The organism is Geomonas ferrireducens (assembly GCF_004917065.1).
Lineage (GTDB): Bacteria > Desulfobacterota > Desulfuromonadia > Geobacterales > Geobacteraceae > Geomonas > Geomonas ferrireducens.
The window spans coordinates 131,053-155,632 of the sequence record NZ_SSYA01000003.1; the positions used below are offsets into that span (position 1 = coordinate 131,053).

Here is a 24,580-nt window from a genome sequence, read left to right on the forward strand (position 1 = left end):
ATGGTTGCCAAGGCGTGAGGTGCCCCATGGATCCGTGCCGGGAAGAAACCCCGCAGGAACTGCTTCAGGCAATCGAGGAGTTCAACTCCGGCGCCTGGTTCGAGTGCCACGAGACGCTCGAAGAACTCTGGGTGGGGTCCAAGGGGGAGATGAGGGACTTCTACCAGGGGGTGCTGCAGATAGCCGTAGCGCTGCACCATTGGCGTAACGGCAACTTCAAGGGGGCCGAGGGGCTTTTGGAGCGCGCCTGCGACATGCTGCGCCGGGTCTCCGCGGCTTGCCAGGGGGTGGACGTGGCGCGGCTTGTGGAGGACGCAGGGGTGATGCGCGCGGCGCTTGTCTCCCTGGGGGCGGAGCGGATGGCCGAACTGGACCCCGTCCTGGTCCCGACGCTGCACCCGCCGCCCCGCGCCGGGGACGCACCCTGACCAAAGCGGCAAGACGCAAAAGAGCCGCCCACCTTTAAAGTGGGCGGCTCTTTGATTTTCAACGTGCTGGGCTACTTGAGCAGGGTGACCTTGCCGTCGTCGAGGTCGTACTTGGCGGCGACGATCTTGATCTTACCTGCCTTCACTTCCTTGGCGAGGAGCTTCGACCGCTTGGGAAGCTGGGCGGCAACCGCCTTCGCGTTGATCTCGGAGGCGCACTCGATGATCTCCTCCTTCGCCTTACCCTTGCACTGCTCCTTCGCCTTCTTGGCGGCGGGGGCGATCTCCTTCACGATGGCGCCGATGTTTCCTTCCGGCTTGCCGCCGGCCACGGTCGCGGTGACGGCGCCGCAGCGCTCGTGCCCGAGCACCATGATGAGCGGGGTGCCGAGGTGCTCGGCGGCGTATTCGACGCTCCCCAGCACGAGCGGGTCGGCCACGTTGCCGGCGACGCGCACCACGAAGACCTCGCCCAGGGCCTGGTCGAAGATCAGTTCGGGGGGGACGCGGGAATCGGAGCAGGAGAGGATGATGGCGTAGGGGTGCTGGCTCTTCGCCAGCTTGCCGCGCGCCGAAGCGTCGCACAGCGTCCCGGCGGTCATCTTGCTTTCCACGTAGCGGGCGTTGCCGTCCATCAGTTTCTGCAGGGCCTGGTCGGCGGTGACGCCGCTTCCCTCGCTGGAGGCGAAGGCGATACCGGCCATTGCCGCCAGGGCCGTTGCCGCGATTGCGATCCTGCGTGCTAGCTTGCTGCTTTTCATGTGAACTCCTCCTTTTGATGTGTCGGGTAGACCCCGAAACTATTTCAGCCGCCGGCGGACCGGGGCAATTGCAGATCATTGGAAAAAGGGGTGGCCTATTTTACATGAAACTAAGGATTATGCCACTCCAATATGGCGGCTCTAAATGAGCCGGATGCCACGCGATATGTTCGCTAAGCGGCGGGATGGTTGACAAGTGGGAGCGCTTTGGGGCAGAGTGGGGCGGCAAATCAACGCAGCGAGGTGAGGATGTTCCTGTTGAACCTGTTGGGTATCGGGATACTGGTGACGGTCGGCATCGCGGCCATCGCGTTTTTGGAAGAGAAGCTCGTGAGCGGGCCGCGCCGCAAGCAGATCGCCGAGCGGGCGAAGCAGAAGCTGGCCGCCTCGAAGGAAAAGAGGGAAGGCTAGTCCCCCTTGCCGAAGTAGATGCCGGCGGCCATGGCGCAGAGCACCACGATGGAGAAAAAGGCGAAGTGCCAGTCCCGCTCCTTGGTGAAGATGATGCTTGCCGCCACCACGCGCATCACCGGGGTCCCAAGCAGCACGAGCAGCCCGGCGGTGATCAGTTTCGGTGCGAGGACGGTCATCCCCATCGTCATGAGCGCTATCCCCACCGTGAGAAGCGCAGCGGCGATCAGGGAACCCAGCCGCAACAGCCGCGCGAGAACCAGCTCGATCGGGTGCACCTCCGCGCCCGCCTCGTGATCGTTTCCTACCACCACTTCACCCCCTTGTAGATCATCTCGATCGCCGTATAGGCCAGGATCGGCATGAAGAAGAGCCTGATCTTGCTCGCCTTCATGTGCACCATGAGGCGCGCGCCGAGGATCGCCCCGATCAGCACCCCCAGAACGACCGGCCCCGCCACCAGCGGCTTCACGTCGCCGCGCGCGAAGTAAACCACCGCACCCGATGCCGCGGTAACCCCGATCATGAAATTGGACGTGGCACTCGAGGCCTTGAACGGCATCCCCATCACCTGGTCCATGGCCGGGACCTTGAAAATCCCCGCCCCGATCCCCAAGAGTCCCGCGGCCGCTCCCGAGAAGTACATGATGATGAGCCCCGGTATGGTGCGGCTCACCTGGTAGTCGACCCGGCGTCCGAGCGCCTTGTCGTAGTAGGAACCCCTGAGCCTCAGCCGCTGCGAGATGGCGTCGGGAGTCACCTCCTCCTTGTGCTCCTCCTTCCTGGTGCGGAACATGTTGTAGGCCGAGTAGGCGAGGAGCACTCCGAAGAGAATGAACAAAAGGCGCTGGTTCACCCAGCCGGCCAAGAGTGCGCCGGTCAGGGCGCCGGTGGCGGTCCCCATTTCGAGCCAGATGGCGACTCGGGTGTTGGTGAGCCGATCCCTCAGGAAGGCGACCGCCGCTCCCGTCGAGGTGGCGATGATGCAGACCGTGGAGGCCGCCACCGCGGTGCGCATCGGCATGCCGAAGCCGAGAGCCAGGGCGGGAACGATGATGATGCCACCGCCAAGGCCGAGCATGGCCCCCACCACCCCGGCAACGATCCCTAATACGAAAACGAGTATGAAGGTGATGACCACTTTTAAACCCCTCCGACCCGGCAACCGCCGGCGCGTTGCAACCGGCACAATCTACCTTTTCCGCGCATCCTTTACAAACAAAAAAGGCTAACAGCAACCCAATGTTACGCGCTCCGAGCCCCGCTCCTCACGGGCGCCGGTGCGCAGGTGAGACTGCTTAAACATTGGGCTTCTCTGCCTCTTTTTTGCCTTCGTCCGGCGCTGGTGCCACATCTGCGCCTAATGATTACTGGTGGTTAGCCGCATGGATAGAAACTGGCACGGCTCCTGCTAATTACAGCGCACGGTACGAAGCACAGCGTAGTGCACGTGGCCGAAGAATGACAGGCAAAGGCGCCTCTCCATTACGGGTGAGAGGCGCCTTTTTTTATGCAAATTCAGTGAAAGGGGGAGGTTCAGTCGGAAGGCTGAAAGTCTGAGAGAGTTTGTTGCAAAGAAGATAGAACAAAAAACAATTACAAAGGAGTAACGACATGAAAAGAATCACCAAAAGCCTCATCATGGCAACGGCGCTGACCATCGCAACCACCGGGATCGCAATGGCGACCCCCTCCACCCAGATCTGGATCCCGTCCACCGACGTGCAGGCCTTCAAGTCGCTGCACCTTGGCATCGACAACTACACCCGGACTTCCTCCGGCGGTTCCGAATTCCGTCCCAACGTCTACGACCTTGGGCTCACCGCCGGTGTGCTCCCCTTCGAGAAGGTTCAGGCCGAGGTCGGCGTGGACTATATGACCTACGGGATCAACGCGCTTGACAGCAACCCCCTCTCCTTCAACGCCAAGCTAGGCACCCCGGAAGACTCCCTCTTCTCCGGCTCCCCTGCGCTCGCTTTCGGCGGTTACGGCTTCGGCACCAAGAAGGACCTGACCGACAGCAACATCGTGTACGGTCTCGCCGCCAAGACCCTTCCGGTAGTGGGGCGCCTCTCCGCCGGCTATTACGTCGGCAACGACAAGGTGATCGGCGACAAGAACGACGGCGTGCTCCTCTCCTGGGACCGCACCATGAGCGAGATCTCGGACAAGCTCTGGGTTGCCGCCGACTATCAGGGTGGCGACAACACGGTAGGCGCTTTCAGTTTCGGCGCCTCCTGGGCCTTCACCAAGAACGTCTCGGTGATTCTGGGCTACGACATCTACAACGACCAGTCGATGGCCGGCAAGAACACCTTCACCACCCAGTTGGACATCAACTTCCCCTAAGCCGTGACGGCGTGGAAGGCTGCAGCATAGGCGGGGGAGGTGCCGTGGCATCTTCCCCGTCGCTTTTTGTGCAGGGTGCCCGACTGATGTTTTCGGCATCGTCGAATTTTTTTTTGACAAAAGGGTTGACTCGGCTGTGAAGGCTGTGTTACAAGTTGGGACTCAATGACGCGGGGTGGAGCAGTCTGGTAGCTCGTCGGGCTCATAACCCGAAGGTCACAGGTTCAAATCCTGTCCCCGCAACCAAAACATACAAGGGGTTAGCTGAATAGGCTAACCCCTTTTTTGCGTTCTGTGTGTACCAGTCTGCTCGTAGCGCTAAACGTTGTGCGGTTTTATTGATGCAGATCAAGGAAATGTCACTGTCAAAGTGCTATTCCTGTAATCATGAGCGTCATTCGCATGACCATACGGAACGTTGCCATCATTCTCCTGATGCTTGTTCTGACTGTGCCTGCCACTGTTCGTGCATACACTCTGGAAATGCCGGCAGCGCAAACGGCGCACGCCGACTTGTGTCATGATGCGGACAGCGGCGCCGATCACGGCTCGACCGGCGATCATCAGTCCGATATCCGCTGCTGCGAACTTGATTCCCCTTACCTCCTGCCATCTTCCCCATCCCTTGTGACCCCAGCCGTGACCGGCATGCTTGCCTCCCCTTTCTACTGCAGGCAACTTGACGGTTACGCCCGAAGGCTATATAAGCCTCCTCGATAATCCGGTTGTTGCAGTTAATTTCCTACCTAAAAGGCATAACTAACGTGCAAAACAACAGGAGATATTCGACATGAAAACCATGCATATTCTTAAGATGACCTTGGCAGGAGTCGCCGCAATCGCGGCGGTTTCCTTCGGATTGCCCCGTTATGCGGCGGCGCACTGTGACACGCTTGATGGTCCCGTCATACAGGACGCGCAGAAGGCGTTGGAGGCAAAAGACATCACCCCCGTTCTCAAATGGGTAAAAGTGAAAGATGAGAAGGCGGTCAAAGCTGCCTTCAACAAGGCGCTGGCAGCGAAAGGCGCTCACAGTGAAGCCGCCCACCACAAATTCTTCGCCACTCTCGTGAAGATCCATCGTGCGGGGGAGGGCGCCCCTTTCACGGGACTGAAACCTGCGGGGGAGGTGGAGCCTGCGGTAGCGGAGGCTGACAAGGCTCTTGCCGGCGGTTCAGCTGATGCCCTCGTGAAGCTCGTTACCGATGATGTTACGGCGGGCATCAAGAAGCGTTACGACCGCGCCGCCGACGCCTACAAGTACAAGGACGAAAGCGTTGCCAAGGGGCGCGAGTTCGTCGAGGCGTATGTCGAGTTCACGCATTACGTGGAAAAGCTTCACATGGACGCTACCGGCAAAGGCGCCCATGGCGAACATAAGGAACATGAAGAACATAAAAGGCAGCACGGCGGCCACGCCGAGCACGGCACCGACAAGCATTGACGTATAGACGTAATAGGCGACTAGCCTGAGATGAAAAAGGAAGTGCCAGTTGCGATCCCCGCAACTGGCACTTTTCTGTATACGACCAGCGTTCTCAGCCCGGGCCTGTCGCTCAATGAGTTCGGGCCAGCTCGGTGAACCCGCAGCGATTAGCGCTCCTCGAACGGAATTCCTCGAGGTGCAGTGAAGAGGAGAGTTGTCGGCGGACTATGGAGCCTTGCACGGCTGGAGTGGACATCATCCCCATCAGAAACCGCTCGAAAGCCTTGTCGTGGGTTCCGATGTGGTGCAAGACGACTTCGCGCAACTCATAAAGATCGTCCATCCTCTGCTGGGAGCGGGACCACCGCCAGCAAAGAGCGGCGATGGTTTTGCAGATCACCATATGATCAAGTTCATGTCTCGTCCTCTCAGGATAGTAGGTAGCCAGCATGGCCGCATTTTCGGCGCGGGCGTGGTCCAGGGTGTTGCTCAGTAGACGCTGGAGCCTCTTTCCCGACCTTTCCGCACAACCGTGCTCTGCATCGAAGATGACGTCGTCCATGACTTCGAGGATATTGGCGTATCTGCTGTCGTATCCGTACCCGAGGTTATCGCGTAGCTGCAGCTGCTGTTCCATGACTTTCCCGTCTCCATAGTATTTCCCGACATTCGCCAGGTACGTCGTCCCGCCCTGATGCTTTACAAAAGGTCGAAGGTCTTGCTCAGTTTCAACTCGATGCGGTACCCCTCGGACGGAGTATTGGCTTCATACCAGCGGGCGAAGGGGAACATGGCCGCCAGTCCCGCCGCGAAGCCGCCGGGCTTGTACTTGAACGCCACCTTGGGCCCGGCATACCACTCGTTCTTGGAGTCGTTCTGACTCTTGCCGTCCTTCTCGCTGCTGGCGTTCCAGTCGAACTGCGATTCAGCCCCCATGTCGAAATACTCGTTCACGGCATAGCCCCAGGCGCTGGTGCTCCTTATGTAGGTCGGCTTGCGGTAGGAGTGGGAGCCTTCGGTGAAGGTGTAGACGTGGATCTCCTGGTCGAGGCGGTGCGACCCGGTCGAGTAGGTGAGGCCCACGGCGCCGCCGGTGCCCCAGGCACCGTTGCCGACAAAGTCGACGCTCTTGCTGTTGACGTCCGTCGTCGGCACCACGAGGCCTACGTCGACCGCCAGGTCGAAAAGCGACCCTTTGGATTGGTTCATCAGCACCTTGTGCAAGGCGATGGCGGTGTCGCCTATCCACCCCAGATGCTCCCCTGCGCCGGTCACGTTGTTCTTCTTGTAGACATCGTAAAGTGGGGTTGCCGTGCGGACGTCGAGACCTTCGATAATGCCGTAGCGCAGTTTCACCACCCCGACATTCTTGGTCAGCTTCACGTTTTCGTTCACTTCGTTGCTTCCCTTGCGGATGCCGTCGGTCTCACAGTACTGGTAATTGAGAAGGACGCCGAGCTTCCCCACCGGGAACCCGGTGCCGGCGGGGCCGAAGGCCGAGATGGTCGGCCCGAAGGGGCGGGGGGCGGCGGGGGCATCGGCGCCCCAAGATAGGCCGGCGCAGGTGCAAAGTGCCACGAGGGAAAGCGGGATGATGCGCTTGCTGAATTTCATGACTTACTCCTTCGATCTGTGTCGCGTCGGTTGCTTACCGAACTGCGGTGAATGAAGCGTTGTCCTGCGGAAAAGGCACCAGCCTGACGCCTGCCTCTTTCGCCCTGGTCACCCCGCCGTCGACGTTCGTCACCGAGGTGAAGCCGTGATGCGCGAGGTACCGGCTGACCTTGTCGGAACGGTTCCCTGTCCTGCAGATGATGGCGATCCTATCGTTGGGGGTGACGTAGCGCTTGAGCTTGGCCAGAAAGGCCTCGGCATCGTAGCTCTTGTCCTCCCGGAAAAAGGTGAGGCCGAGGGCGCCCTTCACGACGCCGGTTTCCCGCCATTCTTTTTCCGTGCGGATGTCGATGATTTTCACTCCTGACGAGAGAAGCTCCGGAGTGAGGGGGGCGTAGCGGACCTGGTTGGCGGCCTGGGCGGCCAGACTGCTGAGGATCAGGAGGGAGACGGTAAGGATGAAAGTTCTCATGGTGATATGCCTCTTTACGATGGATTCAGACGCCGGCCGGGAGCCACTGGTAGAGCACGGTGCTCATGGTGTTGAAGAGGCCGAAGAAGAGCAGGATCCCCACGACCATGAGCAGCAGCCCGGTGAAGAACTCCATCTTCCTGATGTGCGTCCTGAAGCGTTTGAAGAAATCGAGAAAACTGTGGAAGAGCAGGCCCGAGACGATGAACGGGATGCCGAGTCCCGCGGCGTAGCTCCCCAAAAGGAACATGCTTTTGCCGGCCGAACCGGAAGTGCCGGCGGCCATGGCGAGGATGGCGCCGAGGATCGGACCGATGCACGGGGTCCAGCCTGCGGCGAAGGCGATCCCGACGAGGAAGGTGCCCACAAGTCCGCTTGGTTTGCTGTGCAGCTGGATCCGTTTGTCCCCGAGGAGGACTCCGAAATGGAACAGCCCTGACATGTGGACCCCGAAGAGGAAGATCAGCAATCCGCCGGCGCGCTGCAGCCAGACGAGCCCGTCCTTCATGACCGACTGGAAGGTGGTGGAGGCGACCCCGGCGATAGCCCCCATGCCGATGAAGACCGCGGAGAAGCCGAGGACGAAGGTGACCGAGTGGAGGAGGACGGTCAGGCGCACCTTCCTGGCCGGGTGGGCTTCCTGCAACTGCCCGAAGGAGAGTCCCGTTATGTAGGTGATGTAGGAGGGGATCAGCGGCAGCACGCATGGGGAAAAGAAGGAGAGAAAGCCCGCCGAGAATGCGATCCAGAAGGTGATGTCCGAGCCGAAAAAGGTCATGGCTGTCCCTCCGCTACAGCGACTTCAGGTAGCTTACGACCTGGGAAGAATCCCACGGGATCCCGCCGGTCACCCGTTGCCGCAGCACTCCCTTGCGGTCGACGATGAAGGTTTCGGGCAGGCGGTTCGCGCCGTAGCGCTGCTGCACGAACCCGCTCGCGTCGCTGAGAAAATCGAAGGCGAAGGGGAGCTTGCGAAACCTTTCCGGGACCTTTTTCTCGACGTTGACCGCGAGGATCACGAGGTCCCCCTTGGGGAAGGACTTGACCAGCCGGTCCATGGAGGGCATCTCGTCGCGGCAGTAGGGGCACCAGGACGCCCAGAAGTTCACGAGGACGATCTTGCCGCGGTACTGGGCGAGGCTTTTGCCTTCGCCGGCGAGGCCGGGGAGCCTGAAGTCCGGGGCCGGCGCGCCGATCCGGACCGAAGCGTCATCCTGGGCTTTGCCCGGTGCCGGCACGGCAAGCACCGTCAGGGTCATGAGGCAGGCGCAGATGTAGCGGACCAATCGTTTCATGGTGACAACCTCTCTGATGCGGTTTCCGGGGTGGTGGAGTTGTGCGGTGCCTCAGGCTGAAGGAGATCCTTCAACCTGAGGCGTTTTTGCAGGGTGATTACTTGTTGGTGAAGGCCTTGTCCACGCTGAACGGCATGGCCTGGTAGCCGGTCGTATCTTTAAGCTGGATCTCGACCGCCGGCTCTTTCTCGCCGTAGTTGAACTCCATGATGTACGGGTTCGGGTCGGTCTTGAATGCGCCGGTGGTGATGTCGAAATCGGCGCCGGCGGTCGCCGAGTAGACGAACACGGAGTCCTTGTCGGTCTGGTATTCGGTGAGCGAGGTCACCGGGCTGTACCAGCCGTTGCCGCGCTCTTTGCCGAATTCCCAGATCTGCTCGACGGTCATCTTCTTCTGGTCGATCTTGTAGATGACGGCGCGGGAGTATTTCATGCTCGGCAGGGCGGGCTGCTCCATGCCGCGGCTGTCGCCGTTGTCGAAGACGCTCACGTAGATGATGTCACCCTTGGACTTGCTGTCGATCTTGAACGCGGTGTGCTGCGTCCAGGTCCAGTCGAAACCACCCTCTTCGTTCTCGTAACCGGGGCACTTGGAGCCGCCTGCCTCGCATACGATCTTGTTACCCTTGGAATCGACAGGGGTCAGGAACTTGCCCTGGTATTCCTTCTTCCACCCCTCGGGGCTGCCCATGATCCACTTCACCTGCTTGTCACGGCCGATCTTGACGACCGCCGACTGGTGGCGGGAGCTGATGATGATGGAATCGTCCTCGGCGTCATGGTCGACGCTGTTCACGTGCGCCCAGTTCCTGCCCGGTCCGACGCCGACGATGTCGCCGAACTTGTCGCTCGCGTCCTGCTTGGCGAGTTCCTCGGCGCTCATGGTGTGGCCTGCCTTGCTGGCGTCGATGTTGAGGCACACGGCACCCTGGTCGAGCACCTTCATGTTGACGTCGCGATACGGGTCGAGAATGTCGAAGAGGCGCCACTCGTCCTTGACGAGGCCGGTGTCAGGCTCGACCTCGATGATCACGTCGCGCACGGTGCGCACGTTTCTGCCGTCGGCGCGCTTCAGGTTGGAGCTCGCCACGCGGAGGAAGTAGTTGCCGTTGGGGGAGTTGTCCATGGAGTGGGAGAAGTCGTTGTAACCGGCGGGAAGCTCGCGGTTGAAGACTTCCTTGCCCATGATGTCGTACTTCACGTAGCGCTGGCCGAAGCCCCAGCTCATGGCACCGTCGTTGTTCTGCTTGAAGCCCATCATGACGCCCGCGTTGTAGATCGACTTCAGATCGTAGATGGTGTCGGGTTTCATGTACCAGCGGACTTCGCCCTTGGTGTCGACGATGAAGTTCTGCGGGTAGTAGTTCCACTCAAGTGCGCCGCCGGTCGGGTTGTTCCAGACCGCCCTGGTCCCTTTGCCCGCCTTGTGCAGGAAGTTGTTCACGAAATAAAGTCGGTCGCTGAACTTCTTGTCCACCTTTTTGACGTTAGCCCCGGAGAAGAGGGCGGCCTTCAGCGTCTTGGTGGCGTTCGGCTCGGAATACACCGGGGGGGCGTAGAGGGTGTAGCTTTCCTTGGCGTGCTCCCACTTGCCGTTGAAGAGCTTCGAGTACTCGACCTCGACCGTATTGACGTAGTCCGCATATAGACCGAAGACCGGGATGCCGCCGTGGGTCAGAAGATGCTTGTTGGCGACGCGGTACTTGATTTCCTGCCCGTCCGCCTTCGGGACGATCCGTACCGTGACGTCCTTGAGGACGTACCCGCCGTTTTTGATGATCGCGGTCAGGGGCGCGAGATCATAGGGGTTCATGACGACCTCGCCGAGTTTACCCTGAACCTGGTAGTCGACATGCGGGCCGCTCGCACCGCCGATGGCGAGCGCCATGGTCGGTACCGCCGCTCCGAGCATGGCGGAGCACAACACGAGCCGCGCCACTCTTCCGGTTTTCACCAATGCTGCTTTTCGACAGTTCATACTGATCTCCTTTTTTGTTGTCGGGGGCGGACATGCCGCCCCTCACGCCGAGATTGTCGTTACGCCAAGTTGCCGGTGTAGCTGGACGTTTCTACGTGTGCTGCGGCTTGGCGCTTGCGCACCAGGGTGATGATCCAGCAGCCCGCCGCTACCAGAAGGGCCAGTAGGATGACGCCGAAGGTGATGACGGTGCACTGCGCCATGTTCATGAAGTGTGCGGGCGGCCAGAGGTACCACCCTTCGGAGTAGAAGTCGGTGATGGCCTTCTGCATGGAGCTCAGTTGCGCGCCGTCGGGAATGATCGGGTTGTCGTAGCCGCAGTCGCCCGTCGGCTTGAACCATTCCGGAGACCACTTGTCGAGCGGCAGGTGGAACGGGAAGGTGGGCTCCGGGGAGCACCCCTGCACGCCGAAGAGGTCGTCGCTGTGGGCGGCGTGGTGGATCTTGTTGAGCTTTATGCTGTAGAGAACACCCTTGAAGCTTCCCCAGATGGCGAACAGGTAGCCGGCGATCTTCAAGCCGGTGTTCGAAGGCTTGATGGCGGCGAGGATGCCGCCGAAGGCCATGGCGAAGAAGGCGAGCCTTATGTAGACGCACTGCTCGCAGGGCCTCATGTAGAGCCAGATCTGGAACACCGAGTGGGCCAGGATAACCATGAAGAGGCTGAGCCCCGCCATGAAGATCCAGAGAAACCGCTTGTCCTGCCAATTGCTGATGGTACCTACCGGGTCCGACCTGAAGTTGCCGATCATTTCTGAGAGTTTCACGACGCGTCTCCTTATTTGGTCTTCAGCTCGTTGATAAGCTTCAGCATGCCGTCTATGGAGGTGATGTTCTTGGTCATGATGAGGTACTTGCCGTTGACGACGAAGCCGGGGACGCCCTGGACCTTGGCGACGTCATAGGACTGGTCCCACTCTTTCAGCAGCGCCTTGACCTTGGGATCCGCTTTTGCCTTGTCGAACTCGGCCTTGCTCATGCCGACTGCGTCGAGACCGGTCTTAAGGTAGGCGTCGGGGCCCGCATCCCAGCGCTCTTTCTTGTCGTGGTAGGCGGTGTAGTAGGCCATCTTCGCTTTTTTCAGCAGGGATTTTTCGGTGTAAAGATCGCGGTCGGAGAGGCCGGCCTTCTGGTCTTTCAGGAGCAGTACTGCGAAGAGCTCGCTACCTTGAACGCCGTATTTACCCTTGGTCTTCAGATGGAAGGGGCGGAACTTGAGATCGCTCGGCAGCTTGGGAACCAGGTTCGGAGTGATCTTTTTGTCGTACTTGTAGCAGAAGGGGCAGTCGTAGCTGAACACCTTGATCAGGGTGCCCTGGGCGTTCGGGATCGGTTTGGCGAGCTTCACGTAGTCGGTCCCTTCGGTGAAGGCGAAGCTGGTTGCGGCGAAAAGGGCTACGAGGGCAAAACTTGCGGCGATTTTTTTGACGAATTTGAACATGATCTCTCTCCTTTGTGACTGTGACGTATGGTTGTTAATGCTGTTCCTGGCCTCGTTCGGTATCGTTTGACATGCGGTTGCGGTGTCTCCCTCCTTTCCTCCTGGTGCCGGTTTGGTGATAGTGCTTGCCGTGTTTATACTGTTGTTGTGAACCTGACTGCTGATTTGTGCGGTTAGCTGGCCTTGCTGGTTTCTTTTGAGGTCATATTTTGCTTTTTGGTTTATTTAACAAAACCAAAAGCTGGTCGTCAAGCATTTTTTTTACGTTTTTTTTGCTGCCGCCGCTGCCGCTTCCTGCAGAAGCATTTCCGTGCTCTGCTGGTCCGCGAGCGAGAGGTTGGTAAGTCAGCTAAACTGAGGGGTTACGGGGAAATTGAGCTGTGTGTAAAGCTGGTTGGTAAGTGCAGTCGCGTGATGATGGGGGAGGCTTGAAGGGGATTAGGACTTTTCGGTTTACATCGTTTGTTATATTGAAGTAAACTAAATCGGCTTTCCGGCGCAGTCAGCTGTGGATGCGGAAGCTTTTGTGCAAGCCGGACATGCCGTTTCACGAACCAGCGAACAGTTTTGACGAGGGTGCCCTATGAAGCAATTTCTCGAAGCGAGCAAAAGCCGTATCGTTATCGTCACCTATGTGCTGCTCTTCTGCATGTTCTGCTTCTTTTCCTTGATGGATCTGCACAAGAGGACTTCCGACTACGCCTACTTCGCCAACAAGATCAATAGTTTCATCCAGCATGCGCATGACAGTGAAGCCGAGTACCTCTGCTCGCGCCTGGTCAACTACGTAAGCACCATCGCAAAAGAGAAACACTTCGCCGAACTGCTGAAGGCAGGCGATGCGAAAGCCCTGGAGAAGGCGGCAGAACCGGTTTTCTACGATTTCGGGAAACGCTACGTTCCGGTCATCTCGGTTCTGATCTATGACGGCAACGGTAAACTCAAATACCACATGACCCCGCCATCCATAGAACATGATCCTGAAAGCTTACGACCCAATGTGAGCAAGGATGTCTTCGCCACTAAAAAATACACCTACGGCTATGAAACCAACCTCGTTCCCCTCTACTTCTGCACCGTTCTTCCGGTGCGGGACGCTCGCTCGGAAGTGGTGGGTACGATCGAGATCGGTGTGGACCTGTCGTTTTTTCACTACAACCTGAAATGGTTTTTGCACGACGTGAAGACGGCCATCTTCTCCGACGGAAAATTCCTTGAAGTTGACACCGGGTACAAAACGGATTCCGCAGAATACGTCTATGACTATTACAAAAGACTAAAAGCCAACGACGCCGCGTTCTTCAACCAGATCAAAAAACAGATTGATTTCCGATGGACGAAAAACGATATTCAGATCGGGAACAAGTACTATCTGGTGAGCACCTCCCAGGTCCTGAGAGACAACGCAGGGCGTGAAGTCGGCAAGTATCTTGTCGCCTACGACATGACGGAACTGCGGAACCGGCACTGGGGCTATTTCTATGCATGGCTGCTGTTCTTCGCCATCACCGCCTGCGTCATGCTCTGTATCAACTTGGTCGGTTTCAGAAAGTATGAGCGTATCATCACGGATCAGAGTAAGATGCTGTCCCAGCGCTCGAAGCAGTGTGCACTCGGCGAAATGCTGGGACACATAGGTCACCAATGGCGGCAGCCTCTATACAACCTGTCTCTCATCGTTCAGAACATCGGGCTGCAGAACCAGTTCGGTAAACTGGATGACGCCATGCTCAACAAGCAGATCACCCAGGCGAATCAGAACATCGAGTACATGTCGAACATAATCGACGACTGGCGTTCGCTGCTTATGTCAGGCAGCAGCCGGACCTTGATCGAGCTGCAAAGTTCCGTCGAGCGTGCCATTGCTATGGTTGCACCGGTCATGGAGCAGAGCCGGGTCACCATCGAGAACCGTATCACGGCGCCGGTGTACACCATGGGCTTCGTGAACGACCTGGTTCAGCTGACCATTAACGTGCTTTTGAATGCGCGCGACCAGCTCTCTATGCTGCAAGGGGACCGCTTCATCCTGCTTTCCTCAAGCGAGGAGGCTGAAGGGGTGGTGACGGTCACCTTTCAGGACAACGGCGGCGGGATCCCCGATCACCTGTTGAAACGCATCTTCGAGCCTTATGTCACCACCAAGGACAAGGCCGACGGCACAGGACTTGGACTGTATCTGTGCCACCAGATCGTCGACAATCTCGACCATGGCAAAGTCTGGGCGGAGAACCGGTCCTTTGAACTGCATGGGGAAACGCGCTATGGCGCCTGCATCTGTCTGCAGTTCGCCAGAACAACCGAGGGAGGTAAATAGTATGAACGTCACCGCCTTGCAACAGATGACGGTGCTCTTTGTTGATGACGAGGAGACTGCGCGGGAGCAGATGAAGATGGTCCTGAGCAGTTTTTGCAAAAACACGATCTGCGTGGGTAGCGCCGATCAGGCCCTGACAGCACTGGAGGAGCATCACCCGGATATAGTGCTCACCGACATCCGTATGCCCGGCTTGTCAGGTATAGAGCTCCTCAATGCCGTGAAGCAGAAGGACCCGGCGGTCGCCGTAGTCATGGTTTCGGCCCACTCGGAGTCGGAGTACCTGCTGGACGCGTTTCGCTACAAGGCGGACGGCTACCTGCTGAAACCGTTCAACTTCCACGACCTGCTCGAGCTGCTTTCCGACATAGCGACAGAGAAGGTAGCCGCCGGCAAGGACTCCGGCAACGGCCCGGAAAAGAAGGAGTTCGTCCTCAGAATTCTCGATACCCTCGGTGGAAGACGCGCCGAGATCATGGAGTACGTCATCAACCATCTCGACGAGGAGAACCTGTTCCACGGCACCTACGACGAGGTTGCGGAGGCGCTGAGTGCCAGCAAGCCCACCGTGGTGGCTACCTTTCAGATCATGCTGGAAAAGAAGGTGCTGACCCGGCTCAAGTACGGAACGTACCGCATGAACGTGGAGGAGCTCTCCGACTGAGCTTGAACCTGCACCTTCCTGGTCACCCTCATATGAATGACACCGTCTATTCGACTTACAGCCACATCTACGCCGTGGTTGCCGCGATCCCGAAGGGGAAGGTGGCGACCTACGGCCAGGTGGCGCTTTTGGCCGGCCTGCCGGGGCGGGCGCGCCAGGTGGGCTACGCCCTGCACGCACTTGCCGACCCGTCGCTTCCCTGGCATCGCGTGGTGAACGCCAAGGGAGAGATCAGCCTGCGCTCCGGCGGAAGCGAGGGGGACCGTGTGCAGCGGCTGCGTCTTGAGGCGGAGAGTGTCGTTTTCGACCGGTGCGGGCGCATCGATCTTGAGCGTTACCGCTGGCGGCCATGATGCTCACCCCGTCTCGTTTCTTGCACGTGCTCTAACAACCCATCACGCTGTAACTGTCACGCCTGCAGAATGCAAATCTTTTCCCCCGCAATGACAGTAGCGTTACCTTTACCGCTAAGTCTTATCCCCCCTATGCCTTCCGCTGGCCCGCTTGCGATACATTCAATTTCTGCCGTTAGACAGGCACATACCTCGGCGCTATATTTCTATGACAGTAAATTCCCTGGTGAAAGGAGCCAATGTCATGAGTACGCAAGAGAAGTGCCCGGTAACGGGTAAGATCGGCAGGCCTGCCGCCTCCCGCGGCGCGTCGAACCGGGATTGGTGGCCAAACCAGCTGGACCTCAAGGTCCTGCATCAGCACTCAAGCCTGTCGAATCCGATGGACAAAACCTACAACTACGCAGAGGAGTTCAAGACTCTCGATATCGATACCGTTAAGAAAGATCTGTTCGAACTGATGGCCGATTCGCAGCAGTGGTGGCCGGCGGACTACGGCCATTACGGCCCGCTCTTCATCCGCATGGCGTGGCACAGCGCGGGCACCTACCGCATCGGTGACGGCCGCGGCGGTGCCGGGATGGGGGCGCAGCGCTTCGCCCCGCTCAACAGTTGGCCCGACAACGCGAGCCTCGACAAGGCGCGCAGGCTCTTGTGGCCCATAAAGCAGAAGTACGGCCGGAAGATCTCCTGGGCGGACCTCATCATCCTTGCCGGGAACTGCGCCCTCGAATCGATGGGATTCAGGACCTTCGGGTTTGCCGGTGGGCGCGAGGATGTCTGGGAGGCGCCGGAGGACATCTATTGGGGGATGGAGGAGACCTGGCTTGGGGACAAGCGCTACTCCGGGGAGCGGGAGCTTGAAAATCCCCTCGCCGCGGTCCAGATGGGGCTCATCTACGTTAATCCGGAAGGGCCAAACGGCAACCCTGACCCGGTCGCCGCGGCCAGGGACATACGCGAAACCTTTGCGCGGATGGCCATGAACGACGAAGAGACCGTCGCGTTGATCGCCGGCGGCCACACCTTCGGCAAATGCCACGGCGCGGGGCCGGCCTCACACGTCGGGCCCGAGCCGGAGGCTGCGGGTATCGAGGAGCAGGGGCTGGGCTGGAAGAGCAGCTTCGGCACCGGGAAAGGACCGCACGCGATCACGAGTGGCCTGGAAGGCGCGTGGACCCCGGATCCGATCAAGTGGGACAACGGCTATTTCGACGTCCTCTTCGGCTACGATTTCGAACTCGTCAAGAGCCCTGCCGGCGCCCACCAGTGGATCCCCAAGGACCCGGCGGCGCGAAGCACGGTCCCGGACGCCCACGACCCCGCGAAGCGGCACGCGCCCATGATGCTCACCACCGACCTTGCCCTGAAGGTGGACCCGGTCTACGGGCCGATCGCAAAGCGCTTCCACGCGCATCCCGACCAGTTCGCCGACGCCTTCGCCAGGGCCTGGTTCAAGCTGACGCACCGCGACATGGGACCGCGTTCGCGCTATCTCGGCCCGCTCGTTCCCTCCGAAGAGCTGATCTGGCAGGACCCCGTTCCCGAGCGCACCTATCCGCTGATCGATGCCGACGACATCGTGTCCCTCAAGGGAAGGATCCTCGCCTCGGGGCTTTCCGTCGCGCAACTGGTAGCGACCGCTTGGGCCTCGGCCGCCACCTTCCGCGGCTCCGACAAGCGCGGCGGGGCGAACGGGGCGCGCATCCGGCTCGCACCGCAGAAGGATTGGGAGGTGAACCAACCGGCCCAGCTCGCCGTCGTGCTGCAGGCCCTGGAAGGGATCAGGACGCAGTTCAACGGCGCCCAGTCGGGCGGAAAGCAGGTTTCCCTGGCCGATCTGATCGTCCTGGGGGGCTTCGCGGCGGTCGAGGAGGCGGCGAAGAGCGCCGGCTGCAAAGTCGCCGTCCCCTTCATCCCAGGGCGCACCGACGCCGCGCAGGAGCAGACCGACCCGGCTTCCTTCGCCGTGCTCGAGCCGGTCGCCGACGGCTTCCGCAACTACTTAAGGAAGAAGTACGCGGTTCCGTCAGAGGAGCTCCTGGTGGACCGTGCGCAGCTGCTGACCCTGACCGCGCCGGAGATGACCGTACTGGTGGGGGGGATGCGCGTCCTCGGCGCCAACGTGGGACAAGCGCCGCACGGGGTGTTCACGAAGCGGACCGGGGTGCTCAGCAACGACTTTTTCGTGAACCTGCTGGATATGGGAACGGCATGGAGTGCGGTGCCGGGGGACGACGAGGTCTTCGAGGGGCGCGACCGGGCGACCGGCGCGTTGAAGTGGACCGGCACCCGCGTCGATCTCATCTTCGGATCGAACGCGCAACTGCGGGCCATAGCCGAGGTGTACGGCAGCGCCGATGCCCAGGAGAAGTTCGTGCACGATTTCGTGGCGGCATGGCACAAGGTCATGAACCTCGACCGCTTCGACCTCGCCCGTCCTTGATTTAAGGGGAGCTTGCGGGACGCGAGGTTTCGCGAGCGCAGCAGCTGCCGCAGCGTACCCGCCCCCGGAGGGGGAGGGACGGGGAGGGGGAGCGTAGCGGCTTGATCCGGCTTCCGCCTCCCCCCCGGGGGGAGGTGCATGTAGCGTGCACAGCTGATCAGGAAAAAGAAAAGGCACTTGGGAAAGTCCCAAGTGCCTTTTGTCGTTTTATCGGAAAGGGCCGCTACGGCAGCTCGGTCTCTCCCATCAGGAAACGGTCGCACTCGCGTGCGGCACCGCGCCCTTCGTTGAAGGCCCAGACGACGAGGCTCTGGCCGCGACGGCAGTCACCGGCGGCGAAGACGCCCTCGACGCTGGTGTTGTAGCGGTTGAAGTCGGCTTTGATGTTGCTGCGGCCGTCACGCTCGAGGCCGAGCGCTTCGGGAAGCTCCTGCTCGGGGCCCAGAAAGCCCATGGCGAGCAGCACGAGGCTCGCTGGACGGACCTTCTCGGTGCCGGGCACCGGGACCGGGATGTACTGTCCCTTCTCGTTTTGCTTCCATTCCACCTCGACGGTGTGCACCGCTTTCACGTTGCCGTCGGCATCACCCTCGAACTTGGTGGCGGTGGTGAGGAACACGCGGGGATCGGCGCCGAACTTCGCGGCGGCCTCCTCCTGGCCGTAGTCGACCTTGTGGACCTTCGGCCACTCCGGCCACGGGTTGTCGGCGGAGCGGGTGTCGGGGAAACGGGGCATGATCTCAAGCTGGGTGACCGAGTTGCAACCGTGGCGCAGCGAGGTCCCGACGCAGTCGGTGCCGGTGTCGCCGCCGCCGATGATGATGACGTCTTTGCCTTTCGCCGAGATGAACTCGGCTCCCTCGTTCAAGACCGCCTTCGTGTTGGCGGTGAGGAAGTCCATGGCGAAGTGGATCCCCGAAAGCTTCCGCCCGTCGATCGGGAGGTCGCGGGGGAGGGTGGCGCCGGTGGCGAGGATGACCGCGTCGAACTCCTGCTTCAGCTTCTCGACCGGGTACTCGGCGCCGCCGATGGCGGTGTTGCAGACGAAGTTGATCCCCTCCTGCTCCATGAGCTTCACGCGGCGCAGCACTACTTCGCGCTTGTCGAGCTTCATGTTGGGGATGCCGTACATGAGAAGGCCCCCCGGGAGGTCGGCGCGCTCGAAGACGGTCACCTGGTGCCCCGCCTTGTTGAGCTGGGCGGCGGCGGAGAGGCCTGCCGGGCCGGAGCCGACCACGGCGACCTTCTTGCCGGTTCTCACCTGCGGCGGGTTCGGGGCGATCCACCCTTCGGCCCAGGCGCGGTCGATGATGCTCACCTCGATGTTCTTGATGGTGACCGCGGGGTCGATGGAGCCCAGGGTGCACGACCCCTCGCACGGGGCGGGGCAGACCCGGCCGGTGAACTCGGGGAAGTTGTTGGTCCTCAGAAGTCTCGCCAGCGCCTGCTTCCAGAGGCCGCGGTAGACGAGGTCGTTCCACTCGGGGATCAGGTTGTTGATGGGACAGCCGCAGGCCATGCCGCTCACCAGCATCCCGGTGTGGCAGAAGGGGATGCCGCAGTCCATGCAGCGCGCCCCCTGGGTGCGGAGGTGATCCTCCGGCAGATGCAGATGGAACTCGTTCCAGTCCTTGAGCCTCTCAAGCGGCTCGCGGTCGGCCGGGAGCTCGCGATTGTATTCCATGAATCCGGTAGGTTTTCCCATAGCTATTTCCTATCTGAAGAAATCAGTCGATCTTCTTTTCTAGTGCGCCGCCTGGCGTGCGTTCTCTTCGAAGGCTGCGGAGAGTGCGTCGTCGCCGGTAAGCCCGGCCGCCTTGGCACGCTCGATGGCCAGGAGCACCCGCTTGTAGTCCGTCGGCATGACCTTGACGAACTTGTGGGCGTGGGTTTTCCAGTCGTGCAGGATGCGGGTGGCGCGTGCGCTGCCGGTCCTTTTCGCGTGCTGGGAGATCATCTCCTTGAGGGTCTCGAGGTCCTGCTCTTCGAGCTGCTCAAGTTTCACCATCTCGGTGTTGCAGCGCTCCTTGAAGTCCCCCGCGCTGTCGAGGACGTAGGCGACCCCGCCACTCATCCCCGCCGCGAAGTTCCTTCCTGTCTCGCCGAGCACCACGACGGTGCCGCCGGTCATGTACTCGCAACCGTGGTCGCCGACGCCTTCCACCACCGCGCTCACGCCCGAGTTCCTTACGCAGAAGCGTTCACCGGCGATCCCGCTGATGTAGGCGGTGCCGCTCGTGGCGCCGTAAAGGGCGACGTTGCCGGCGATGATGTTCTCCTCGGCCTTGAACGGCGAGCCGTCCGGCGGGTAGACGACGATGGTGCCGCCGCTAAGCCCCTTGCCGACGTAGTCGTTCGCGTCGCCGGCAAGCTCGAGGGTCATCCCTTTCGGAACGAAGGCGCCGAAGCTCTGGCCTGCGGAGCCGTGGAACTTGAGCCTGATGGTGTCGTCGGGGAGCCCTTCCGCACCGTAGGTACGGGTGACCTCGTTGCCGACGATGGTGCCGACCACGCGGTCGACGTTGGTGATGGCGACCTCAGCGCTCACCTTCTCGCCCTTCTCGATGGCCGGCTTGCAGATATCGAGGAGCTTCGTCATGTCGAGGGACTTGTCGAGACCGTGGTCCTGGCTCTCGGTGCAGTAGCGGCTTCCCTTGATACCCATCTGCGGCTGGTACAGCACGTTGCTGAAGTCGAGTCCCTGTGCCTTCCAGTGGGCGACGGCCCGCTTGGGCTCCAGGCGGTTCGCGCGGCCGACCATGTCGTTGAAGGTGCGGAAGCCGAGTTCGGCCATGATCTCGCGCACTTCCTGCGCGATGAAGCGCATGTAGTTGACCACGTACTCGGGCTTGCCCGAAAAGTTCTTCCTGAGCTCCGGGTCCTGCGTCGCGACGCCGGCCGGGCAGGTGTTGCTGTGGCAGACGCGCATCATGACGCAACCAAGGGTAACAAGCGGCGCGGTGGCGAAGCCGAATTCCTCGGCGCCCAAAAGCGCGGCGATGGCGACGTCGCGGCCGGTCTTAAGCTGGCCGTCGACCTCGACGATGATGCGGCTTCTCAGGTTGTTGAGGACCAGCGTCTGGTGCGTTTCGGCAAGACCCAGCTCCCAAGGAAGCCCCGCGTGCTTGATCGAGGAGAGCGGGGAGGCGCCGGTGCCGCCGTCGTAGCCCGAGACGAGTACCACGTCGGCGTGCGCCTTGGCCACGCCGGCCGCGATGGTGCCGACGCCGACCTCGGAGACCAGCTTCACGCTGATCCTCGCGCGGCGGTTCGCGTTCTTCAGGTCGTGGATCAGCTCCGCCAGGTCCTCGATGGAGTAGATGTCGTGGTGCGGCGGCGGCGAAACGAGGCCGACGCCCGGGGTGGTGTGGCGGGTCTTCGCAACCCACGGGTACACCTTGTGTCCCGGAAGCTCGCCACCTTCGCCCGGCTTGGCACCCTGGGCCATCTTGATCTGCAGCTCGCTCGCGTTGGAGAGGTAGTTGCTGGTGACGCCGAAGCGCCCCGAGGCGACCTGCTTGATGGCGCTGTTCTTGGAGTCCCCCTCGGCGTTGGTCCAGGTGAAGCGCTCCGGATCCTCGCCGCCTTCGCCGGTGTTGGAGCGGCCGCCGATCCTGTTCATGGCGATGGCGAGCGCCTCGTGCGCCTCCTGGCTGATGGAGCCGTAGGACATGGCGCCGGTCTTGAAGCGCTTCATGATCTCCTCGACCGACTCGACCTCTTCGATGGGGACAGGGATGCGGATCTCGGTGTTGAAGTCGAGAAGGCCCCTCAAGGTGTAGAGACGCTCGTTCTGCTCGTCGATCAGCTGCGAGAAGACCTTGAACTCCTTGTAGTCGTTGGTCCTGGTCGCCTTCTGCAGCGCCTGGATGGTGAGCGGGTTGAAGAGGTGCTCCTCACCCTCCTTGCGCCACTGGTACTGGCCGCCCGGGTCGAGGGTCGGGTCGGCCGGGACGCGGTGCGGGTACGCCTTTTTGTGGCGCTGCAAAAGCTCCTGGGCGATGCCGGAGAGGTCGATGCCGCCGATCCTGGACGGGGTCCAGGTGAAGTACTTGTCGATCAGCGACTGGTGCAGGCCGACTGCTTCGCAGATCTGGGCGCCGCGGTAGCTCTGGATGGTGGAGATACCCATCTTCGCCATGGTCTTCACGATCCCCTTGATGGAGGCCTTGATGAAGTTCTTGACGCCGGTCTTGTAGTCGATGCCGGTGAGCATCCCCTCCTTGATCATGTCGTCGATGGACTCGAAGGCGAGGTAGGGGTTGATGGCGGTCACGCCGTAGCCCAAAAGGACGGCGAAGTGGTGCACCTCGCGCGGCTCGCCCGACTCGAGAATCAGGGATGCGTGGGTCCTCGTCGCGGTGCGGATCAGGTGGTGGTGCAGGCCGGCCACGGCGAGCAGGGCCGGCAGCGCCGCGTACTCCTCGTTCACGCCGCGGTCGGAGAGGATGAGGACGGTGGTCCCCATCTCGATGTGGCGGATCGCGCTGGAGAAGAGGCTGTCGAGCGCCTTCTCCATCCCTTCGGCGCCGTCGGCGGCCTTGAAGAGCAGGGAAAGGGTGGCGGTCTTGAAGCCGGGGCGGTCGAGGCTCCTGATCTTCTCCATGTCCTCGTTGGTGAGGATCGGGTGCTCGAGGCGGATGACGCGTGCGCTCGTCGCCGACGGCTTCAGAAGGTTCGACTCGGAGCCGATCCTGACCGCGGTCGCGGTGATGATCTCCTCGCGGATCGGGTCGATCGGCGGGTTGGTCACTTGGGCGAAGAGCTGCTTGAAGTAGCTGTAAAGAAGCTGCGGCTTCTCGGAGAGGACCGCGAGCGGGGTGTCGGTGCCCATGGAGCCAAGCGGCTGCACGCCGGAGGTCGCCATGGGGCCGATGATGGTCTCCTGGTCCTCGAAGGTGTAGCCGAAGGCCTTCTGGCGCTGCACGAGGGGGGATTCCTCCTCGCCCTGCGTCTTCGCCGCTTTCGGGAGGTCGGCCAGCAGGTGGTGGTTCACCTTGACCCAGTCGGCGTAGGGCTTCGCGGTGGCGAGGTCGTTCTTGATCTCCTCGTCCGGGATGATGCGACCCTGTTCGGTGTCGATGAGGAACATCTTGCCCGGCTGGAGGCGACCCTTCTTGATCACCTTCGCGGGGGATACCGGCAGAACGCCAGCCTCGCTCGCCATGATGACGAGGTCGTCGTCGGTCAGGTAGTAGCGGCAGGGACGCAGGCCGTTTCTGTCCAGCACCGCGCCGATGATGCGGCCGTCGGTGAAGGTGAGGGCGGCGGGGCCGTCCCACGGCTCCATGAGGCAAGAGTGGTACTCGTAGAAGGCACGCTTCTCACGGCTCATGGTCTCGTGGTTCTCCCACGGCTCCGGCACCATCATCATAACGGCGTGGGGGAGGGAACGGCCGGTCATGAGCAGGAGCTCGAGACAGTTGTCGAACATCGCCGAGTCGGAGCCGTTGGTGTTGATAACCGGCAGGAGCTTCTTGATGTCGTCGCCGAAGAGCTCGCTGTTGAACATGGACTGGCGCGCGTGCATCCAGTTCACGTTGCCGCGCAGGGTGTTGATCTCGCCGTTGTGGGCGAGGTAGTGGTACGGGTGCGCACGGTCCCAGGAGGGGAAGGTGTTCGTGGAGAAGCGGGAGTGGACTACCGCGATGGCGCTCTCGACCGCCTCGTCGCGCAGCTCGGGGAAGTACTGGTCCAGCTGGGCCGGCATCAGCATCCCTTTGTAGACTATGGTGCGGGTCGAGATGCTGGCGACGTACCAGTACGGATCGACCTCCTCGTCGCGTATCTCGTGGATCGCGCGCTGGTTCACGAGGTAGAGCTTCCTGTTGAAGGCGTCCTCGTCGGCGCACGAAGCGTCGCGTTTGAAGAAGATCTGGCGCACGAGCGGCTCGCCCGCCTTGGCGGTGTCGCCCAAGGACGAGTTGTCCGTCGGCACCTCGCGCCAGCCGATCACCTCGACCCCTTCCTCTCTTATGATGCGCTGGAAGACGTGCTTCGCCGCGCTCCTTTCGGTCGCCTCGGGGGAGGTGAAGAGCATGGCGACGCCGTATTCGCCCGGAGCCGGGAGTTCGAAGCCGAGCTCGGGGCATGCCTTGCGGAAAAAGGCGTCGGGGATCTGGATCAGGATGCCGGCACCGTCACCGGTGTTGTGCTCGCTCCCCACCGCGCCGCGGTGGTCGAGGTTTTCCAGGACGGTTATCGCCTGTTTGACGATCTCGTGGGATTTCTTTCCCTTGATGTTGGTGACGAAGCCGACGCCGCAGGCGTCGTGCTCGAACTGGGGATCGTACATCCCTTGCTTCTTGGGTAATCCGATTGTTTTCATGATGCAACCTTTTGCGAGGTAGTGATCGTGCGCTGCGTCTGCGAAAAGGAGCAGTTACTGTGCCAACTCGGCAGAAACAGGCGCGGAAAAAATGTTTACGGTGTAAGTGGCGGCTTTCCCGCCATCCCTGCGTGGCCGCTGGTGGCGAGGTGGCCGCGTGTTGTAATACAAAGTGACTACTCTTGCTACTCAGGAGTGTACTCATCTGCCCGATAGTAGTCATCCATCTGACGCAAGGAAGTCAGAAAAAAACGCCCTGCCTTGATAACGTGCTAAAGAAGGGGGCGATGCTTCCGA

21 protein-coding genes and 1 tRNA gene are annotated in these 24,580 nt (G+C 60.9%); 9 read left to right on the top strand and 13 right to left on the bottom strand.

Annotated elements, in window-relative coordinates; all coding sequences use genetic code 11:
• The first annotated feature begins 26 nt into the window (after positions 1-26).
• On the top strand, positions 27-428 hold the full coding sequence (locus E8L22_RS16380) for a DUF309 domain-containing protein (protein WP_136526224.1): 402 nt from the start codon (positions 27-29) through the stop codon (positions 426-428).
• Between the two features lie 71 nt (positions 429-499).
• On the opposite strand, the gene E8L22_RS16385 is transcribed toward E8L22_RS16380, so the two are convergent.
• A complete protein-coding gene (locus E8L22_RS16385) occupies positions 500-1,189 on the bottom strand; it encodes a carbonic anhydrase (protein WP_136526225.1) in 690 nt (229 codons plus the stop codon).
• Positions 1,190-1,438: 249 nt separating this feature from the next.
• On the opposite strand from E8L22_RS16385, the gene E8L22_RS21630 reads away from it, so the two are divergent.
• Positions 1,439-1,600 (top strand): hypothetical protein, encoded by a 162-nt coding sequence (locus tag E8L22_RS21630; RefSeq protein WP_198419480.1) that lies wholly within the window; start codon positions 1,439-1,441, stop codon positions 1,598-1,600.
• On the opposite strand, the gene E8L22_RS16390 is transcribed toward E8L22_RS21630, so the two are convergent.
• Together E8L22_RS16390 and E8L22_RS16395 are read right to left on the bottom strand one after the other, a co-directional pair.
• On the bottom strand, positions 1,597-1,911 hold the full coding sequence (locus tag E8L22_RS16390) for a DUF1634 domain-containing protein (protein WP_246044719.1): 315 nt from the start codon (positions 1,909-1,911) through the stop codon (positions 1,597-1,599). The genes E8L22_RS21630 and E8L22_RS16390 overlap by 4 nt on opposite strands.
• Entirely contained in the window at positions 1,905-2,741 is an 837-nt protein-coding gene (locus tag E8L22_RS16395) for a sulfite exporter TauE/SafE family protein (RefSeq protein WP_136526227.1), read from the bottom strand. Before E8L22_RS16395 ends, E8L22_RS16390 begins: the two co-directional genes overlap by 7 nt.
• A gap of 473 nt (positions 2,742-3,214) precedes the next feature.
• Here E8L22_RS16395 and E8L22_RS16400 point away from each other — a divergent pair, with 473 nt between their 5' ends.
• The 3 genes from E8L22_RS16400 (at position 3,215) to E8L22_RS16410 (ending at position 5,393) form a co-directional block, all read left to right on the top strand.
• Positions 3,215-3,949 carry an SRPBCC family protein gene (locus tag E8L22_RS16400; RefSeq protein WP_136526228.1) on the top strand — a complete coding sequence of 245 codons (735 nt, stop codon included), beginning with the start codon at positions 3,215-3,217 and terminating at the stop codon, positions 3,947-3,949.
• A 169-nt stretch (positions 3,950-4,118) separates the two neighbouring features.
• Positions 4,119-4,195: transfer RNA gene (locus E8L22_RS16405), tRNA-Met, on the top strand.
• Between the two features lie 544 nt (positions 4,196-4,739).
• Positions 4,740-5,393, top strand: coding sequence for a DUF6448 family protein (locus E8L22_RS16410; RefSeq protein WP_136526229.1), 654 nt, complete (start codon positions 4,740-4,742; stop codon positions 5,391-5,393).
• 112 nt (positions 5,394-5,505) lie between these two features.
• Here the strand turns inward: E8L22_RS16410 and E8L22_RS16415 are convergent, their stop codons facing one another.
• The 8 genes from E8L22_RS16415 to E8L22_RS16450 form a co-directional block, all read right to left on the bottom strand.
• The gene (locus E8L22_RS16415) at positions 5,506-6,012 is read right to left on the bottom strand and encodes a hypothetical protein (RefSeq protein WP_136526230.1); all 507 of its coding nucleotides are present in this window, start codon (positions 6,010-6,012) and stop codon (positions 5,506-5,508) included.
• A gap of 62 nt (positions 6,013-6,074) precedes the next feature.
• Positions 6,075-6,989 (bottom strand): transporter, encoded by a 915-nt coding sequence (locus tag E8L22_RS16420; protein WP_136526231.1) that lies wholly within the window; start codon positions 6,987-6,989, stop codon positions 6,075-6,077.
• A 34-nt stretch (positions 6,990-7,023) separates the two neighbouring features.
• Positions 7,024-7,461 (bottom strand): rhodanese-like domain-containing protein, encoded by a 438-nt coding sequence (locus tag E8L22_RS16425; protein ID WP_136526232.1) that lies wholly within the window; start codon positions 7,459-7,461, stop codon positions 7,024-7,026.
• A 25-nt stretch (positions 7,462-7,486) separates the two neighbouring features.
• Entirely contained in the window at positions 7,487-8,239 is a 753-nt protein-coding gene (locus E8L22_RS16430) for a cytochrome c biogenesis CcdA family protein (RefSeq protein ID WP_136526233.1), read from the bottom strand.
• A gap of 13 nt (positions 8,240-8,252) precedes the next feature.
• Positions 8,253-8,756 (bottom strand): TlpA family protein disulfide reductase, encoded by a 504-nt coding sequence (locus E8L22_RS16435; RefSeq protein WP_136526234.1) that lies wholly within the window; start codon positions 8,754-8,756, stop codon positions 8,253-8,255.
• Between the two features lie 97 nt (positions 8,757-8,853).
• Positions 8,854-10,734: an aryl-sulfate sulfotransferase gene (locus E8L22_RS16440; protein ID WP_136526235.1), complete on the bottom strand. Its 1,881-nt coding sequence runs from the start codon at positions 10,732-10,734 to the stop codon at positions 8,854-8,856.
• A gap of 59 nt (positions 10,735-10,793) precedes the next feature.
• Entirely contained in the window at positions 10,794-11,501 is a 708-nt protein-coding gene (gene dsbI / locus E8L22_RS16445; protein WP_136526236.1) for a protein-disulfide oxidoreductase DsbI, read from the bottom strand.
• Positions 11,502-11,512: 11 nt separating this feature from the next.
• Positions 11,513-12,175, bottom strand: coding sequence for a thiol:disulfide interchange protein DsbA/DsbL (locus E8L22_RS16450; RefSeq protein ID WP_246044720.1), 663 nt, complete (start codon positions 12,173-12,175; stop codon positions 11,513-11,515).
• 583 nt (positions 12,176-12,758) lie between these two features.
• Between E8L22_RS16450 and E8L22_RS16455 the strand changes: the two genes are divergently transcribed.
• The 4 genes from E8L22_RS16455 (at position 12,759) to katG (ending at position 17,955) form a co-directional block, all read left to right on the top strand.
• A complete protein-coding gene (locus tag E8L22_RS16455; RefSeq protein WP_136526238.1) occupies positions 12,759-14,492 on the top strand; it encodes a sensor histidine kinase in 1,734 nt (577 codons plus the stop codon).
• Between the two features lies 1 nt (position 14,493).
• The gene (locus E8L22_RS16460; protein ID WP_136526239.1) at positions 14,494-15,156 is read left to right on the top strand and encodes a response regulator; all 663 of its coding nucleotides are present in this window, start codon (positions 14,494-14,496) and stop codon (positions 15,154-15,156) included.
• A gap of 32 nt (positions 15,157-15,188) precedes the next feature.
• Entirely contained in the window at positions 15,189-15,509 is a 321-nt protein-coding gene (locus E8L22_RS16465) for an MGMT family protein (protein WP_136526240.1), read from the top strand.
• Between the two features lie 244 nt (positions 15,510-15,753).
• Complete coding sequence (gene katG, locus E8L22_RS16470) at positions 15,754-17,955, top strand: catalase/peroxidase HPI (RefSeq protein ID WP_136526241.1); 2,202 nt, start codon at positions 15,754-15,756, stop codon at positions 17,953-17,955.
• A gap of 223 nt (positions 17,956-18,178) precedes the next feature.
• On the opposite strand, the gene E8L22_RS16475 is transcribed toward katG, so the two are convergent.
• Both E8L22_RS16475 and gltB read right to left on the bottom strand, forming a co-directional pair.
• Complete coding sequence (locus E8L22_RS16475) at positions 18,179-19,660, bottom strand: glutamate synthase subunit beta (RefSeq protein ID WP_136526242.1); 1,482 nt, start codon at positions 19,658-19,660, stop codon at positions 18,179-18,181.
• Between the two features lie 39 nt (positions 19,661-19,699).
• Positions 19,700-24,283 (bottom strand): glutamate synthase large subunit, encoded by a 4,584-nt coding sequence (gene gltB / locus E8L22_RS16480; protein WP_136526243.1) that lies wholly within the window; start codon positions 24,281-24,283, stop codon positions 19,700-19,702.
• Between the last annotated feature and the right edge of the window lie 297 nt (positions 24,284-24,580).

What these genes read in the sequence shown, in the direction of transcription:
- E8L22_RS16380 (WP_136526224.1), top strand. Translation starts at nt 27, where the DNA reads ATGGATCCGTGCCGGGAAGAAACCCCGCAGGAACTGCTTCAGGCAATC.
- E8L22_RS16385 (WP_136526225.1), bottom strand. Translation starts at nt 1,189, where the DNA reads ATGAAAAGCAGCAAGCTAGCACGCAGGATCGCAATCGCGGCAACGGCC.
- E8L22_RS21630 (WP_198419480.1), top strand. Translation starts at nt 1,439, where the DNA reads ATGTTCCTGTTGAACCTGTTGGGTATCGGGATACTGGTGACGGTCGGC.
- E8L22_RS16400 (WP_136526228.1), top strand. Translation starts at nt 3,215, where the DNA reads ATGAAAAGAATCACCAAAAGCCTCATCATGGCAACGGCGCTGACCATC.
- E8L22_RS16410 (WP_136526229.1), top strand. Translation starts at nt 4,740, where the DNA reads ATGAAAACCATGCATATTCTTAAGATGACCTTGGCAGGAGTCGCCGCA.
- E8L22_RS16415 (WP_136526230.1), bottom strand. Translation starts at nt 6,012, where the DNA reads ATGGAACAGCAGCTGCAGCTACGCGATAACCTCGGGTACGGATACGAC.
- E8L22_RS16420 (WP_136526231.1), bottom strand. Translation starts at nt 6,989, where the DNA reads ATGAAATTCAGCAAGCGCATCATCCCGCTTTCCCTCGTGGCACTTTGC.
- E8L22_RS16425 (WP_136526232.1), bottom strand. Translation starts at nt 7,461, where the DNA reads ATGAGAACTTTCATCCTTACCGTCTCCCTCCTGATCCTCAGCAGTCTG.
- E8L22_RS16430 (WP_136526233.1), bottom strand. Translation starts at nt 8,239, where the DNA reads ATGACCTTTTTCGGCTCGGACATCACCTTCTGGATCGCATTCTCGGCG.
- E8L22_RS16435 (WP_136526234.1), bottom strand. Translation starts at nt 8,756, where the DNA reads ATGAAACGATTGGTCCGCTACATCTGCGCCTGCCTCATGACCCTGACG.
- E8L22_RS16440 (WP_136526235.1), bottom strand. Translation starts at nt 10,734, where the DNA reads ATGAACTGTCGAAAAGCAGCATTGGTGAAAACCGGAAGAGTGGCGCGG.
- E8L22_RS16450 (WP_246044720.1), bottom strand. Translation starts at nt 12,175, where the DNA reads ATGTTCAAATTCGTCAAAAAAATCGCCGCAAGTTTTGCCCTCGTAGCC.
- E8L22_RS16455 (WP_136526238.1), top strand. Translation starts at nt 12,759, where the DNA reads ATGAAGCAATTTCTCGAAGCGAGCAAAAGCCGTATCGTTATCGTCACC.
- E8L22_RS16460 (WP_136526239.1), top strand. Translation starts at nt 14,494, where the DNA reads ATGAACGTCACCGCCTTGCAACAGATGACGGTGCTCTTTGTTGATGAC.
- E8L22_RS16465 (WP_136526240.1), top strand. Translation starts at nt 15,189, where the DNA reads ATGAATGACACCGTCTATTCGACTTACAGCCACATCTACGCCGTGGTT.
- katG (WP_136526241.1), top strand. Translation starts at nt 15,754, where the DNA reads ATGAGTACGCAAGAGAAGTGCCCGGTAACGGGTAAGATCGGCAGGCCT.
- E8L22_RS16475 (WP_136526242.1), bottom strand. Translation starts at nt 19,660, where the DNA reads ATGGGAAAACCTACCGGATTCATGGAATACAATCGCGAGCTCCCGGCC.
- gltB (WP_136526243.1), bottom strand. Translation starts at nt 24,283, where the DNA reads ATGAAAACAATCGGATTACCCAAGAAGCAAGGGATGTACGATCCCCAG.